Below are 15,827 nucleotides of genomic sequence, written 5' to 3' on the forward strand. Positions count from 1 at the left end.
AATTTTTTTATAGAACGACTACTTAACTATTCCAAATACGTATAATTTCTTTTAATACTATTGTCATTTCATCTTTGACCATAGATTCTAGAATATCCTTATCCATATCGCTAATGGGTACGTGATTTATTTTAATTACTGGTATGCCTTCTAATGAGAGTTCTCTAAATGAAAGTACGATTGTATTTTTAAATCCGTATTCTTTCAGTTGATTATTAAAGACTTCAACTTGTGAAGCATCTTCCCCTACTACAGTGAATAAGGGTGTAATTAGTAGTCTACCTTTTAATTGTTTTTCAAGCATCATGATGATAAGCTGAATGAATTCAATGTGTTCCGCTCTATTCATGCTCAAGTTATCCATGTCGATATCGACAACAGGTATGATCGCAGTATCGATAAATTCAATCTCATCTTTAATTACGTTTAAATCATTTTTTGTGTAGAGCATTTTTATTCTCCTCATCCAGTAATCTTAACTCTTTTGTAAGTGTTAAAAATGTATCCTTATCTTTTGTTAGTAAAGCACTCTCTATTTGATTATGAAGTAATTCCCGTTCTAACATCTGAACAGTATTCAAATATTGCTTTTCTCTAAAAGCGACTTCAGTATATTTTGATTCGAAGTGATTGAAATGAAATTCGACAAATATCAGACAATCAGTTTCCTCGATTACTGTGAAAATATCAAGTGCTGTCAGATAAATTTTATCTTCATAACGGCACATCATGTTATATGTCGTTGTACTCATCATAGAAATAGTCAGAATCATCGGTGAATCAGACTTAACAAGCGAGACCCTTGAATCGAAGTTCTCGATTGTCTTCAAAAAGTTTAAAACGTATACAGTGTCTCTCTCTTTAAAATCATAAGTAAAAAGAATATATTCTAAAAATTCTCTTTTAAAATCCATCCTCTTCACCACGCAAACGTTCGAGCTCTAGCGCGAGGTCTGTGTTATTTGGATCGAGTCTAATTAATTGTTTTAACAAAATTAAATATTTTGGATCTCTCACTTCGAGTAAAAATTGATAATAGTCATACAAGAAATCAGTATCCTCATTGAGATATGCGTATGCTGTTTCGTAATACTTACTCGCCTCTTCATCTTCTTCATTCAATGCTTCGATATTAGCAAGAAGATGAAGAGAGTGTGGCGTTAAGTTTTCCGTACTAATGTGCGGCAGATAATGTTTAATCTCTTCAGGCTTGTCATCCGTCAGTAAGTTTTGGAATAGAATTCTATACGCATCATCATAAGTCTCATCTAAAGTAGTTGCTTTAGTAAAGAATTCATTTGCTTCCTCGACTTTACCTAGTCGAATCGAAAGACGACCTAAATGATAGAACACATTCGCATTTTGATTATCTAGTACAACATAGTCTTCAAGAAGATCATAAGCTTTATGGTATTCATAGTTTTCCTCGTACACTTTCATAAGTAATACGTATGCATTTGTGTAATACGGTTCATTTGATATGACCTTCATTAAAGTTTTCTCACTCTCGTCGTATCGTTCTAAGTAGTAATAGATAATCGACTTAAGATAGTAGTCGTCATTTGTGTACTCAGCTTCATCTATCTCGTTTAAATGAGACAACGCATGATCGAAATCCATCTGGTTAACATAGATATCCGCAAGCCTTTGATGGATATTAACATTGTTGACTCTGTCAAAATTATGTTCAATTACGTTTTCATAAAATCTAACAGCATCACCAATATCTCCTAGGTAATAAAGGAGCTCTGCAATTGCAAAATCAATAACAATATCATCGGATAATTCTCTTGCTTCATAAAGTGCTTTTAATGCAACATCGTTTAGGTTCATCTGCTGGAAGATTTCTGATTTGAGCATGAGCACAGTCGGTGTTTTTTCTACATCGTTGATGAGTAGTAATGCATCATCCAGTCTGTTATCTACGATATATATTTCTACAATGTAACTCAGTAAGTTATCGTCATGTCCGACTTCAGAGTATAAATACTCAAAAATATTTAATGCATGAATCGTATCACCAAGCTGCATTAATATATCACCTAATACAAAGAGTAATTCTAAATCACTCTCTTTAGTGTATTCATGTAAAGTTTCAGTGAAGGTATGGATTTTTTCGATATCATATTGGCCGACTTTTAATTCATCGATTAGTTTTAATAGTGATTCATTCACGATATCTGCTCCCCTCTCAATGATTTAAGATCTTTAATGAAGTTTGGATATGATATGTTGATACACTCGATGTTATCTATTTTGATATCATGATTCATTTTAATTGCCATAATAATTAACATCATTGCTATTCTGTGATCATGATAGCTCTTAAATTCTTCGTCTGGAATCTTTAAATTTCCAGGAATCACCATAAATCCATCTTCATAAATTTTAAAATTTGCACCATATTTTGATAACTCATTTGTTACCGCCATGATTCTATCTGTTTCTTTAACGCGTAATTCTTCTGCATCCTTTATAGTGCTATTTCCGTCAAGAAATAATGAAAGGACGGTGAGAATTGGAATTTCATCGATTAGTTTTGGAATAATATCCCCACTGATATGAAACGGTTTTAAGTTAGTTTTATAACTAACAGTGATATTTCCGCGAGCTTCAAGAGAGTCATCGATAATATCGATTGTCATATCTGCACCAATTTGTTTAAACACATCGATGATTCCGTCACGTGTGTCATTTAAAAGAATATTTTTGAGAGTGACCCTAGAACCTGGGATTATCGCTGCTAAAACCATTAAGAATGCAGCTGATGAAATATCACCTGGCACTGTGACATCCACTGGAGTAAGTTTCTTTCCACCATTGACTGTAATTGTTGTGTCATCTACCTCGATGTCTCCACCAAATGCTTTTAACATGAGCTCTGTGTGGTTCCTTGATTTATTATTTTCGTGAATTACAGTCGTAATTTTGCTATGTAAAGAGGCGAGTATTATAGCGCTCTTTACTTGGGCACTTGCAACTGTCATATGATATTCAATGCCTTTTAACTCACTTTCGAGAATCTCTACAGGGGTGAATTTATTTTCGAAGAGATTAATTTTTGCATTCATCATTTTAAGCGGTACTGTCACACGATCCATCGGGCGCTTTTTAATTGTTTCATCGCCATCAATAGTAGCTTTAAGATTCAGACCAGCAACTAGACCCATTAATAGACGTGTAGTTGTTCCACTATTACCAGTATAAAGTAAATTTTTTGGTGATAATAGATGTTCTGCACCTGGGCTATTGACGATAATTTTATCTTCTGACACATTGATATCTGCACCGAGCTTCTCCATGCACTTCACTGTGTCTAACGTATCTTGAGAAAGGAGTGGCTGATATACATTCGTCGTCCCTTCAGAAAGTGTGCCGAGCATCACTGCTCTATGCGTGATGGATTTATCACCAGGAACGGTTACTTCACCTTGGAAGCTACCGTTTAAAAGTTCTCTCATACTATCGCCTTCAATTCATTTAAGAGTGTTTCTAAATCACTTGTACTAATTTCAATTAATTCTGGCTGACCAAATTCCCGTAATACAACGTAACCAATATATGACTTACGCATATTTTTCTTATCACTCGACATATAACGAATCATCTCTGTCGCATTCATGTTTTTAAGAGGTGAGAGATCATAACCAATATGTTTCACGTAATTTATAAATGATTTAATATCAAAAGTATCATCGTATCTCTTATTAGAAATGTAAAGCGCGCCAATGATACCTAATACTACTGCAGCGCCGTGCTTCAGTTTAAACGCATACTCTAAAGCGTGTCCTAGAGTATGACCAAGATTTAGAAACTTTCTTAAATTATCTTCTTTCTCATCCACTGAAACGTAATACATCTTTGTTCTAATCCCATTTAAGATAAAAGCATTGAGATTTTTAATATCTACACCGTTCTTAGTTTTTTCCAAAAGCGCATCGATAGATTCTTGTCCATCAAGCATTGCATGCTTAATGACTTCACCAAACCCACTTAATACTTCTTCTTCTGGAAGCGTCTCTAAGAAATCAAGGTCATAGATTACTGCATTCGGTCTATAGAATGTGCCTACTAGGTTTTTACCTTGTTTACGGTTAATAGCGGTTTTACCTCCAATCGCCGAATCATGAGCTAGAAGTGTTGTTGGAACATGAATATAGTCTAAACCGCGCAAAGTAATGCTTGAAACAAATGCACCTCCGTCACCAGTTGCACCGCCACCAATAACAACCATAAGATCATTTCTCTTAACATTCTGATCGAGCAATTCATCGATTACACTCATCGTGTTTTCGATTGTTTTGAAAGATTCCCCCCTAGGAACTTTGATGACATTGTTAAAATCTTTAAATTTTTTTTCATGCAAATCATAAACATGTGAGTCTATGATATAGAATACTTGTTCATATTGATTTGTATACTTTAAAAGTGTTTCTTTTAAAATTCCATTATTTACATAGATTGTGTAGTTGTTTTCACTATAAGTCGTATGGAATTCCATTAGAATTCACCTAGACGTTTATTGTATGCATCGATTGCATTTTTTAAATCACCGAAGTCATCTGAACTGAATTTATCTAAGATTGCCTTGGCAATTTCAATTGCAACCATATGTTCAGCAACAACAGATGCTGCTGGTACTGCACTTGGATCACTACGTTCGATTGTTGCAGTGAACGGGTCTTTAGAATCGATGTCAACACTCATAAGAGGTTTATATAGTGTCGGAATAGGTTTCATAACACCACGAACGATAACTGGCATTCCTGTTGTCATGCCACCCTCAAATCCACCGAGGTTATTTGTCTTTCTAAAGAATCCATTCTCTTTTGAGTACATGATTTCATCTTGTACTTTACTTCCTGGCACTTCTCCCATTCGGAAACCCATACCAAACTCTACGCCTTTAAATGCGTTGATAGAAAGTAATGATTGTGCGATCTTAGCGTCGAGCTTAGTATCGTAATGAACGTGTGAACCTAATCCAATAATTGGGTTTTCAACGATTACCTCAACGATACCTCCGAGGGTATCGCCATCTTTCTTCGCTTGGTCAATCAAAGCTTCAGCCTTTTTAGTGCTTTCTTCTGATACCATTTTTACTGATGAAGATTTAGTTCCCTCAACTATTTCTTTAAATGTGTACTCTTTTTCATCGACCACAGTGCCTATGCGCACGACACGGCTTGTAATTCTAATATCTAATGCGTGTAGGAGTTCTAAGCATAATGCGCCAACAAGAACACGTGCAGTTGTTTCACGTGCACTTGAACGTTCTAATATGTTTCTTAAGTCTCGATGATTATATTTTTGACCACCAACAAGATCTGCATGCCCTGGTCTTGGACGTGTAATGACACGTTTCATTTCGCTCAGTTCTTCTTTAGTTAATGGTGTATCGCCCATGATTTTAGTCCAATGCTTAAAATCATCGTTTTGCACTTCCATCATTATTGGAGAACCGAGTGTTTTACCATGACGAATTCCACTACCGAAAGTAAATGTGTCCTTTTCAATTTGCATTCTACGTCCGCGACCATAACCGCCTTGACGCTTAAATAGTTCTTTTTGCATTCGCTCTTTATTTATTGGTAAATTTGATGGAAAACCTTCTACTATCGCTGTGACCTTCGGACCATGCGACTCACCTGCTGTTAAAAATCTCATGTCATCACCTCGTAAATGTATGTAAAATAAAAAGCTGAGTATTAAATACTCAGCTTTTTATTTAATTAGTAGATCCAATCTTTGTTAATTAAGCTGTAGTCTACTAGTTCTGATTCTTCAAAGAATAAATTGATTTCTCTGTCTGCACTCTCGAGTGAGTCAGAACCGTGAATAATATTTTTACCTACTGTAAGACCAAAGTCTCCACGGATTGTTCCAGGAGCAGCTTCTTGTGGGTTTGTAGCACCAACAACAAGACGTGCTGTTTTAATGATGTTATCTCCTTCTAATACCATTGCGAAAACAGGACCAGAAGTAATGAAGTCTACAAGCTCACCGAAAAATGGTTTGTCAGCATGCTCACCATAGTGAGTTTTTGCTAAGTCTTCAGATACTTGCATAAGTTTAGCACCTACGATTTTGAATCCTTTGTTTTCTAATCTTGCAACGATCGGTCCAATTAGGTTTCTTTGGACGCCATCAGGTTTAATCATTAAAAATGTTCTTTCCATTAAGTTATTCTCCTTTAAAAGTTCTTTACTTATTCTATCACTTTTTTATGTGTTTTGTATATTAATTTAATCGAGTACGTAGTTTTTCTACCATTTCAATTAGGTATTGTTTAATTGGCTCATCAATCTCTATGATATTTACGAGCGCATTATCTAAAAATTCATTACTCACTCTTTTGGAAGCTTCAATTGCTTTTGAGTCTAAAAGATATTTAATTAATTCATCTTTTCCTGATTGTTCTCTAGAATATGTTTTCAACATCTCTTTAAACTCAGAGTCTGTGTCTCTAAGAAGTAACACAGGCAATGTGTAATGCCCATTGCTTAAATCAGAAAACGATGGCTTTCCGAGTGTCTTCTTAGATGCAGTGTAATCTAGACAATCGTCTATAATTTGAAAACTCATTCCAATATTGTAACCAAATTCTGTAAGGTTTTTTCTCGTAACATCAGAGATGTGGGCTGCATAGGCACTTAGCTCAATACTAAGCATAATTAAAAGTGCGGTCTTTTTATAGATTTTTTCATAATAGTCTTCTATAGTCTGTGTATCATCAAATTGTGTGTCGAACTGAAATAATTCTCCAGTAACAATTTTTTTAATCATTGTAGAATAGGTTTTATGGAATTTTGGATCATGAATATCTGAAACAAGTCTAATTGCCGAAGAAATCAAGTAGTTTCCTGTATTAATCGCTTGAAAATACCCATGCTTATAATAAGTTGTTTTCCTATTTCTTCTTAGATTAGAGTCGTCAATGATGTCATCATGTACAAGACTTGCCATGTGAATTAGTTCCAAGCTAGCAGCTGTATGAAGAATTGAACTTCTGTACTCAGGTTGCCCTAGTTTACCTACTAAAATAGAAAGTATAGGACGAAGTTTCTTTCCACCTGTGATATAAAGGTCGAAGCTCTCATTACTCACAATACTCTTATTTGGTTGTAGAGCCAACTTTATTAACGCTTCAACCTCTTTAAGATCAGTCTTTACAAATGCCCGAATGCTTTTATTCATGATTAATTTGCTTGAAACCGATATGGGTAGCTGCCATCCCCAAGTTATGTGAAATTACTTTAATATTTATAAACTGACTCTTATTCATCATTTCTTTTAATTCTTCTTTAGATACAAAGTCTCTAGTCGATTCATATAGCCACTTATACTCTTCTCCACTTTTAGCAATTACTTGTCCAAATAATGGCATGATGCGACCAAAGTAAAAGTTAAATAACGCACGAACGATTTTATTTTTAGGGTTTGAAGTTTCTAGAATGACAAATTGACCACCGGGTTTTAACACTCTATAAACTTCATCGATAGCCATTTTGTAATTAGGTAGGTTCCTAAGTCCAAAACCAATTGTTACGATATCAAATGTCTTGTCATCATAAGGTAAGTTCATTGCATCCCCTTGGACAAGAGAAATATTGGCAATGTCTTTTGTTTTATGTTTCGCAACTTCCAACATTTTTTCACTAAAATCTAAACCAACTACATCAGCATTCTTATTCATCTCGGATAATTGTATTGTCCAGTCCCCTGTTCCACAACATAAATCGAGAATATAAGAATCACTTTTTACAAATATTTCTTTGTTTGTGCGATTTCTCCAAATATTATGCTGCTTAAAACTGATGATGTCATTCATCTTGTCATAATCTTTTGAAACCGTGTTAAAGATTGTTTGAATTCTATTATTTGCCATTAAAATCACCGTTTTACATTATTAGTTCAAGCACTTGGTCTATTTTATCGTCAATAAACGACTGATCTCTTAAGTAAAGAATAGGACCAAAATGTATAAATGTTTTTTCTGTTTTTTCAAGATCATTATGTTTTTGGTATAACGATTTTAAGTTAATTATTTCTTTAGAGATGTCTAACACATCAGTTAGAGTGTCGTATGCTTCATATTTTGCGAGTGTAATATAAAACTCAGATAAGTATAAGTCGCCATATAAAACATGATTTTCCATGTCTTTTATATCTGGTTCATTATCTAGAAGTAGCAATGCTAAGTTGTATGTAGCAACTGCTTTAACTACCTCAGGATTCTTATGAATATGTGTGTCATTATTAAAATATGAGATAATAGGTTCAAGAGGTCTAGTGAACTCATCATTAAAATGAGTTAAGATATCCATTTTTAACAAAGAAAATCCACCTTTATAAATGAATAGACCTAACATAAGTTAGGTCTAAAAATTAATTATTTTACTGCGTCTTTAAGTGCTTTACCAGCTTTAAATGCTGGAACTTTTGATGCAGCAATTTCAATTTCTTCACCAGTTTGTGGGTTACGGCCTTTTCTAGCAGCACGTTCGCGAACTTCGAAAGTTCCGAATCCGATAAGTTGTACTTTCTCTCCTGCTGTTAAAGCTTCTTGAACTGCTTCAAATACTGCGTCTACAGCTGCGCCAGCATCTTTTTTAGTTAAATCAGCTTTGTCGCTTACTGCATTGATTAAGTCAGTTTTGTTCATGTCAAATGACCTCCTATTATCTGTATAATGAATTAATCATTATGTTTGTACTTTACCATATGAAGCCTATCACTTCAATGTTTTTCACAGTTTAAAGCAAAAAACATAATTTATTTTTCCTTATGTTTACTGGTCATAAATATCACTGTGTTATTTTCATCGACTGTAAGTTCAGGACTATAGAGTGGTACAACTTCAGTATATTCGTAAAATACTGAGCGCACATCGTCACCAGTCTTAAATGCCAGATCTTTATCATCTATGATTTTCTGTGCGTCATTGCGGTAGTCAACTATAAACTCACGACCTCCGTTATAGAAGACGTTTAACTCTGCCCCTGTAAAAGGACTCGTTATAGTAGGGTTTTCATTTAAATGGTACGCATCAAGGTCTAATTGGTATACATTCGGGCCAATCATTTCGCCTAACTTAACATTGTCCCCAAGTATGTTGAGTCGCGTAGTTAGGCTCCTCACTTCTTCGGTGATTCTTAAATCTGCAACTTTTACTTTTGGATCTTCTTCAGCATCAATAATTACATAAAGATAATATCCACCATTTTCATAAGCAGAAGTTGGAACGTCAGATAGATATCCACGTAATCTACCAAAATCAATTTGGTGTTCTAGGTATTCTCTCTGTTCCGAGAGTGTTTTTATTGGCAAAATACCACTATTCGCTTTAGAAAATTCTTCAACTGCACGCTGTACCATTTGAACTTGTGCCTCTTTAGAAGCATCATTCTTTTCTTTTTCACTTTGAGGATATAAACATCCAGAAAGCATAAATACGACACTCATTAAAATAATTGATTTAATTATCTTACCCATGACTACTACCACCTAAGACTAAAATCATCGTTATGAAACTAAAAATAAGTAGCACCCATGCAATGATTGAAATGATTATACTTAAAAATCGATATGGAATCTTATACCTTGCTAGAAATATTAAAAGTGCAGCAAGTGCCATAGCTCCCATCGAATAAAATGAGACCCACATTAAATCCATTCTTGATATATCAAACATTTAATTTACTCCGAATCTATTCTATTTTTCATAAGCGCAATTAAACCATCTGTTTCAGACGTTTTATCTCTCATCATCAGACTATAGAATGCTTCTTCCTCTGATAGTTCTTCAAATAGATAGAGATATAAAACATTCGTGATTGGCATATCAATGTCAAACTGTTGGCTGAGTTCATATGCAGCTTTAGTTGTGTTCACACCTTCTACAACCATGCCCATGTTTTCTATAATATCATCTAAAGATTGTCCGCTAGCAAGCATCTTACCACATCTGAAGTTACGTGAGTGTTCACTCATTGCCGTTACGATTAAGTCACCAACACCAGTAAGTCCCATGAACGTAAGCGGGTCAGCGCCCATTTTAGTTCCTAGTCTTGCGATTTCATGTAGACCTCTAGTAATAACTGCTGATTTTGTGTTGTCACCGAATCCAAGTCCATCTAAAATACCAATTGCGATAGCGATGATATTTTTAAGTGCTCCTCCTACTTCAACTCCAATTAAGTCTTTGTTTTCATAAACACGGAAATGTTTATTGATAAAAGCGTCTTGAACAATTTTTCTTCCAGATTCATTTACTGACGCTGTACTCACTGTGGTCGGCAACATTAAAGAAACCTCTTCAGCGTGACTTGGTCCACTTAATACTGCAATATCAGTATAGTTATTTTCACTTAACTCTTCTTGAAGTACTTCCGATACACGTTTATGTGTGCCGAGTTCTAAACCTTTAGCAACGTGACAAATTAAGACTTTCTTATTTTGTTCTGTTAGTATCACGTTGATAGTCCTCGCCATCGTTCTCATTGCTTTAACAGGAACAGCAAGTACAAGCATTTCCCCGTGTGCGACTGCTACTTCAAGATCGTTAGTTGCTTTTATTGTTTCATTTAATTTAATATCTTTTAAATAGTTTTTATTTGAATGTTCTTGATTGATTTCGTGAACAGTATCATCATTACGACCATACATTAAAACATCATGACCGTTTTCATCTAATACCATTGCTAAACTTGTACCGAAACTTCCGGTACCAATCATTGAAATCTTCATATAATCCCTCTATTCTAGTTTCTTTGACGCGTAATAATATGGATAGGTGTTCCTGTAAAATCAAATGCTTGTCTTAATCTATTTTCTAAATATCTTTTATAACTAAAATGCATTAATTCCGTATCATTTACAAATAATACGAATGTTGGTGGTGCGACACTCACTTGAGTACCGTAGAAGATATTTAATTTTTTACCTGTTTTATCTCTAGGAGTAGGGTTCATTAAGACGCTATCAACTAAAACCTCATTTAACGTGCTTGATTGAACACGGCGTTTATGTGACTCATCACACAGGTTAATTAATGGATAGATTGTGTGAACTCGTCTAGTTGTTTTAGCTGAAACAAATGTGATTGGAGCATAATCTAAGAATAAAAATTGTTTACGAATTTCTTCTTCGAATTCTTTCATTGTGTGATCATCTTTATCAACTGCATCCCATTTGTTAACCACAATAACGATAGCGCGTCCTGCTTCATGTGCGATACCAGCAATTCTTTTATCTTGCTCACGAATCCCTTCTTCACCATTTAGAACAAGTAGACAGACGTCACTACGTTCGATTGCAACATTGGCACGTAGAACTGAATATTTCTCAGTAGATTCATAAACTTTACCGCGTTTTCTAATACCCGCTGTGTCAACAAAAGTGTAATCCACACCATCTACTGTGTATTTAGTATCAATCGCGTCACGAGTTGTACCTGCAATATCAGAAACGATTACACGTTCTTCACCAATAATTGCATTGATCAGACTAGATTTACCAACGTTTGGTCTACCAATTAGTGATACGTGAATAGAATCATCCTCTTCCTCCTCAAAGTTTAAATTGTCAAAGTGAGAAATTACCTCGTCCAGTACATCTCCGAGTCCGAGACCGTGTGAACCAGATACTGGGAATGGATCACCAATTCCCAGTGAATAAAATTCATAAATTTCGTTTCTCATCTCAAAGTTATCAATTTTATTTACCATTAACACAATTGGTTTCTTTGCACGTTGTAAAATTCGCGCTACATGAATATCGTCTTGTGACAAACCTTCACGACCATTTACAACCATTACAATAATATCAGCTTCGTCAATAGCAATTTCTGCTTGCATCGCGATTTGTTTTTGGAATGGTTCATCTTTAATCTCAATACCACCAGTATCGATAATATGGAATTCTCTACCTAACCATTCTCCTGTAGCGTAAATTCTATCACGAGTTACGCCAGGTGTATCTTCTACAATTGATTTTCTTTCACCAATAATACGGTTAAACAGCGTTGATTTACCAACGTTTGGACGGCCAACGACTGCAACTGTAGGCATATTCATATCTTTCCCTCATTTCAATAATATTTTACCATATTTCATTGTTAATTTAAGTCAACAAAAAAATAAAGAGCGATTTACATCGCTCTAAAATAAAATTATAAATCTAATTTTTTAAGTTTGTCACCAAGAATGTCTCCTAGTGTTAATGACTCTTCATCAGAATCAGAGTAAACTGTTGCGTTCTTTTGTTTAGTATCATTTTTTGGCTTTTCTTTTAAAGCCTTGATTGACAATGAAGTTTTTTCTTTATCTGGATCGAAGCCGATGATTTTAACATCAATTTCTTCTTCAGGTTTAAGTTCATCTTCAGGATGCCCTACGTGGTCATGAGAAATTTCTGACACGTGTACTAGTCCTTCTACTCCAGCTGCAACTTCTACAAATGCACCGAAGTCAACTAGGCGTTTTACCGTACCTTTAACTGAATCTCCTGTTTGGTGTTCGTTAAAGAATTTTTGGAACGGACTTTCCCCAGCTTGTTTAACAGATAGAGAGATTCTTTCTGTTTCAGGATCTACGCTAAGAACTTTAACATTTAAAGTTTCACCGATTGTTACAGCGTCTTCAACATTCTCTACCCTCTCGTAGCTGAGTTCAGAAATGTGAGCTAAACCATCGACACCGTTTACATTAATAAATGCACCAAAGTTTGTCGTACGAACGACTTCACCTTTAACGATGTCACCAACTACTAATTCATCAAGTACTTTTAGACGTTCTTCGTGTTGACTTTTCTCTTCCAATTTACGTCTATTTAAGATTACTCTGTTTTTTTCTACATCAACATCTTCGATTTTTACATCTAGTGTTTGTCCGTCGAATTGAGTTAAATCTTCAACGTATTCAGTAGAAATTAATGATGCAGGGATGAATCCTCTTACGCCAACGTCTACAACAAGTCCTGCTGGAACTACTTCAATAACAGTAGCGCTGATTGTGTCATCATTGTCTTTTTGTGATTGAAGTTCTTTGTAAGTAGCTTCGTTGTCATACTGGCGAATAGATAATATGAGTGTCGTATTATCTTCAACTTTAATTACTTTTGCAGTAACATCTTGGTCAAGAGTTGCTGCCTCATCTGTAGTTTCAATACGCTTGGATGTAAGTTGACTGATTGGTACAATTCCGACAACTCCATCTTCGAGCATAACTTCTACAAATTTTTCTTCGATTTTAGATACTTTACCAGTAACTGTGTCACCTTCACTGTATTTCTCGTTCTGCGTTTCTTCAGAAGTTTCATTAACTTCTAAGTTTTTTTCTAAATGTTCTTCGTTAGTCATGTGATAGCCTCCAATATAAAACCATTAATATTATAAAGTTCTTATATTTTGTCTCTTTTGTCAAGGATAAGGGGTGTTTTTAACATATTTCTTAGTCGTTCTTCTAATATTGCTGTAATTTCTTTACGTTTCTTACCTTCCTCAATTAATGCGTTTACGTCAATCGGTTTACCATAAATGAGTGTAATTCCTTCTTTTCTATTGTAAGAACCTTTAATTGCAACTGGTACAATTTGAGCATTACTCTTCATTGCAATAAAGCTTGCACCTTCTTGAAGTGGTTTTAATTTTCCTGATAAGTTTCTTCCACCTTCCGGGAAGATAAGAAGCATTTTACCATTTTTAACTGCATCAACAGATACTTTGAGTGCTGCGCGATCTCCTTTACCTCTGTTTACTGCAATTGCATTTAAATTCGTAATGAATTTCCCAAACATTGGATACTTGAATAATTCCGATTTTGCAAAGAATGACATTTCTCGCTTAGTGAATGCCGCTACGAGCGGTGGATCGTAAAGTGATGTGTGATTACTTGTAAGTAACACGGGGCCGTCATTGGGAACATTTTCTGCACCAATAACATTAATTTTGAATCTCAATCTATAGAATACTTTTACGATATTTTTTACAATGTTGTATAGCATTTATTGATCACCTGTAACTTTCTCATTAGCGAATTCAACAATCTTTGAAGTCACTTCATCAATGGTTAGAGCGTCTGTTGAAATGAGTACTGCATCTTCAGCTTGAACGAGTGGTGATATTTCACGAGTCATGTCGTTTGTATCTCTTTCAGTGATCTCATCAATTAAAACGGATAACTCGATGTTGTTGCCACGTGCATGTTCTTCAATTAAACGTCTCTGAGCTCTCACTTCTGGAGTTGCTGTCATGAAGATTTTAAGTTCGGCATCTGGTAGAACTACAGAACCAATATCTCTACCATCTAATACATACCCTTTTTTCGAAGAGATTTTTCTCTGTAGATCGACTAAAAATACTCTGACTTCTTTCAAAGCTGCAACACTAGACACTTGTTTTGTAATGTGACTTTCACGAATCATATCTGTAACATCCCTATCATTTAGGAATAGTTTACCTTCTTGAGAAAACTCAATATCAATAAGTTCAGAGAGTTCATTCAAGTCTGTTTCTTTATGCTCATGTAGGTAAAGTGTTATTGCACGGTACATCGCACCAGTATCTAAATATTTATAGCCTAATCTTGCTGCTACTTTTTTTGCGATTGTGCTTTTTCCTGCAGCAGCAGGTCCATCAATTGCAATGTTTATCATTTAAATTCAACTTCCATTCTTTAATGTTAAGGGATTATGAGTTCTTGTCCAACGCTTATTTCATTACCTGAAATACCGTTAGCATCTCTAATTCTTTGTACGTTTTCTTCTGAACCACTGCCGTAGTATTGAATTGCAATGCGGTAAAGGTTATCTTTACCATTAACAACGTGCACAGCGTTTACTACATCGACATCTTCCTCTGGTTGTTCGTCAACCTTTGGCTCTTCTTCAACTTCTGCTTTCTCAGACTCTTTTTCTTTTTCAGTTATTTCTTCTGACTCTGACTTAGAAGATTCCTTATCTTGCTTCTTTTTCTCTTCAATTGCTTTATTTGCTTCAGACGTCATAGATTCTTTTTCTGAATCGGAGTATTCTCTTACAGCTTCTTGGGTACTGCTATTATTATTACTCTCTGGTGTAACTTCTGATTTTTCTTTGTCTCTTGCAGCAAATTCTTTTTCGAGTTCAGATTTTTTCTGTTCGAACTCTTTATTAATTTCTCTTTTACCTGTAGTTTCCTTTTGCTCAGTGTTTATACTACCGTTATTAACTGCTGTGTAATCTTTTTCTTCTGGCCAAAAATTACTGATGATCATAAATGCAAACAACAATGTAATAGGTACAAGAATTAAAAGTAATAATGCTCTTATTTTGCGTTTATTATTTTCTGAACGGAATCCAGTTAGCATGGTTGCTTTTAAGCCTTTAAGTTTATCTTTAGATTCTCCTAGTTCATCGTCTAGCTGTTTGCTGTACTTATCCTTTGCTGTAAGTAGTGATTTTTTTGCTCCAGTCGCAAGACTGGCTAAAGAGACATTAGCGGCTAGTTTTTTCTTGTTGTCTTTTTCTTCTGTTACATTATTTGAATGTTTTTGTAAATTACGTCTTTTTTCTTTAGTTACTTGTTTGTTTGTACTATTTGGTGGAGTATTTTTCACACTACTCTTTTTAGACGTTTTTTTGGTTTTTATATCTTCGTCTTTGTACTTTGCACTTCTGCTGAGTTCAGGATCAACTTTTGTGCGTCGTTTACGACGATTTGGGGTATCTTTGTTCTGCTCACGTCTAGTGTGCTCCATATCTTTGTAAAAATCATCCTTCATGGCGCATGCTCCTATACTCGGTATTAATCATAATTATAATATTTATATGCATAATTTTAAAGTACT

19 protein-coding genes are annotated in these 15,827 nt (G+C 34.9%); all 19 read right to left on the reverse strand.

Features of this window, described 5'->3' with window-relative positions; genetic code table 11:
• Positions 1-22 precede the first annotated feature (22 nt).
• The 19 genes from H9D55_RS05350 to H9D55_RS05440 all read right to left on the reverse strand — a co-directional run bounded on the left by H9D55_RS05350 (position 23) and on the right by H9D55_RS05440 (position 15,761).
• A complete protein-coding gene (locus tag H9D55_RS05350) occupies positions 23-451 on the reverse strand; it encodes a DUF2487 family protein (RefSeq protein ID WP_186077519.1) in 429 nt (142 codons plus the stop codon).
• A complete protein-coding gene (locus H9D55_RS05355; RefSeq protein ID WP_186077520.1) occupies positions 432-914 on the reverse strand; it encodes a YpiB family protein in 483 nt (160 codons plus the stop codon). The genes H9D55_RS05350 and H9D55_RS05355 overlap by 20 nt, the downstream gene beginning before the upstream one ends.
• Positions 904-2,175, reverse strand: coding sequence for a tetratricopeptide repeat protein (locus tag H9D55_RS05360; RefSeq protein WP_186077522.1), 1,272 nt, complete (start codon positions 2,173-2,175; stop codon positions 904-906). The genes H9D55_RS05355 and H9D55_RS05360 overlap by 11 nt, the downstream gene beginning before the upstream one ends.
• The gene (aroA, locus tag H9D55_RS05365) at positions 2,172-3,461 is read right to left on the reverse strand and encodes a 3-phosphoshikimate 1-carboxyvinyltransferase (protein WP_186077524.1); all 1,290 of its coding nucleotides are present in this window, start codon (positions 3,459-3,461) and stop codon (positions 2,172-2,174) included. The genes H9D55_RS05360 and aroA overlap by 4 nt, the downstream gene beginning before the upstream one ends.
• The gene (locus tag H9D55_RS05370) at positions 3,458-4,501 is read right to left on the reverse strand and encodes a 3-dehydroquinate synthase (protein WP_186077526.1); all 1,044 of its coding nucleotides are present in this window, start codon (positions 4,499-4,501) and stop codon (positions 3,458-3,460) included. The genes aroA and H9D55_RS05370 overlap by 4 nt, the downstream gene beginning before the upstream one ends.
• Complete coding sequence (gene aroC, locus H9D55_RS05375) at positions 4,501-5,667, reverse strand: chorismate synthase (RefSeq protein ID WP_186077528.1); 1,167 nt, start codon at positions 5,665-5,667, stop codon at positions 4,501-4,503. The genes H9D55_RS05370 and aroC overlap by 1 nt, the downstream gene beginning before the upstream one ends.
• Before the next feature lie 65 nt (positions 5,668-5,732).
• Positions 5,733-6,179 (reverse strand): nucleoside-diphosphate kinase, encoded by a 447-nt coding sequence (gene ndk / locus H9D55_RS05380; protein ID WP_186077530.1) that lies wholly within the window; start codon positions 6,177-6,179, stop codon positions 5,733-5,735.
• Between the two features lie 61 nt (positions 6,180-6,240).
• The gene (locus H9D55_RS05385) at positions 6,241-7,197 is read right to left on the reverse strand and encodes a polyprenyl synthetase family protein (RefSeq protein ID WP_186077532.1); all 957 of its coding nucleotides are present in this window, start codon (positions 7,195-7,197) and stop codon (positions 6,241-6,243) included.
• Complete coding sequence (locus tag H9D55_RS05390) at positions 7,190-7,888, reverse strand: demethylmenaquinone methyltransferase (protein ID WP_186077534.1); 699 nt, start codon at positions 7,886-7,888, stop codon at positions 7,190-7,192. The genes H9D55_RS05385 and H9D55_RS05390 overlap by 8 nt, the downstream gene beginning before the upstream one ends.
• A gap of 13 nt (positions 7,889-7,901) precedes the next feature.
• A complete protein-coding gene (locus H9D55_RS05395) occupies positions 7,902-8,336 on the reverse strand; it encodes a hypothetical protein (protein ID WP_186077536.1) in 435 nt (144 codons plus the stop codon).
• 56 nt (positions 8,337-8,392) lie between these two features.
• Positions 8,393-8,665, reverse strand: coding sequence for an HU family DNA-binding protein (locus H9D55_RS05400; protein ID WP_186077538.1), 273 nt, complete (start codon positions 8,663-8,665; stop codon positions 8,393-8,395).
• Positions 8,666-8,775: 110 nt separating this feature from the next.
• Positions 8,776-9,495: a hypothetical protein gene (locus H9D55_RS05405; protein ID WP_186077540.1), complete on the reverse strand. Its 720-nt coding sequence runs from the start codon at positions 9,493-9,495 to the stop codon at positions 8,776-8,778.
• Positions 9,488-9,694, reverse strand: a complete 207-nt coding sequence (locus H9D55_RS05410) for a DUF2768 family protein (protein ID WP_186077542.1) — start codon at positions 9,692-9,694, stop codon at positions 9,488-9,490. Before H9D55_RS05410 ends, H9D55_RS05405 begins: the two co-directional genes overlap by 8 nt.
• Before the next feature lie 5 nt (positions 9,695-9,699).
• Positions 9,700-10,749 (reverse strand): NAD(P)H-dependent glycerol-3-phosphate dehydrogenase, encoded by a 1,050-nt coding sequence (locus tag H9D55_RS05415; protein WP_186077544.1) that lies wholly within the window; start codon positions 10,747-10,749, stop codon positions 9,700-9,702.
• A 14-nt stretch (positions 10,750-10,763) separates the two neighbouring features.
• Entirely contained in the window at positions 10,764-12,077 is a 1,314-nt protein-coding gene (der, locus tag H9D55_RS05420) for a ribosome biogenesis GTPase Der (protein WP_186077546.1), read from the reverse strand.
• 95 nt (positions 12,078-12,172) lie between these two features.
• Complete coding sequence (gene rpsA / locus H9D55_RS05425; protein ID WP_186077548.1) at positions 12,173-13,360, reverse strand: 30S ribosomal protein S1; 1,188 nt, start codon at positions 13,358-13,360, stop codon at positions 12,173-12,175.
• A gap of 41 nt (positions 13,361-13,401) precedes the next feature.
• Entirely contained in the window at positions 13,402-14,004 is a 603-nt protein-coding gene (locus tag H9D55_RS05430) for a lysophospholipid acyltransferase family protein (RefSeq protein WP_186077550.1), read from the reverse strand.
• Positions 14,005-14,655, reverse strand: a complete 651-nt coding sequence (gene cmk, locus H9D55_RS05435) for a (d)CMP kinase (RefSeq protein ID WP_186077552.1) — start codon at positions 14,653-14,655, stop codon at positions 14,005-14,007.
• A gap of 26 nt (positions 14,656-14,681) precedes the next feature.
• A complete protein-coding gene (locus H9D55_RS05440; protein ID WP_186077554.1) occupies positions 14,682-15,761 on the reverse strand; it encodes a LysM peptidoglycan-binding domain-containing protein in 1,080 nt (359 codons plus the stop codon).
• Positions 15,762-15,827: the final 66 nt, after the last annotated feature.

The organism is Phocicoccus pinnipedialis, assembly GCF_903994035.1.
GTDB lineage: Bacteria > Bacillota > Bacilli > Staphylococcales > Salinicoccaceae > Phocicoccus > Phocicoccus pinnipedialis.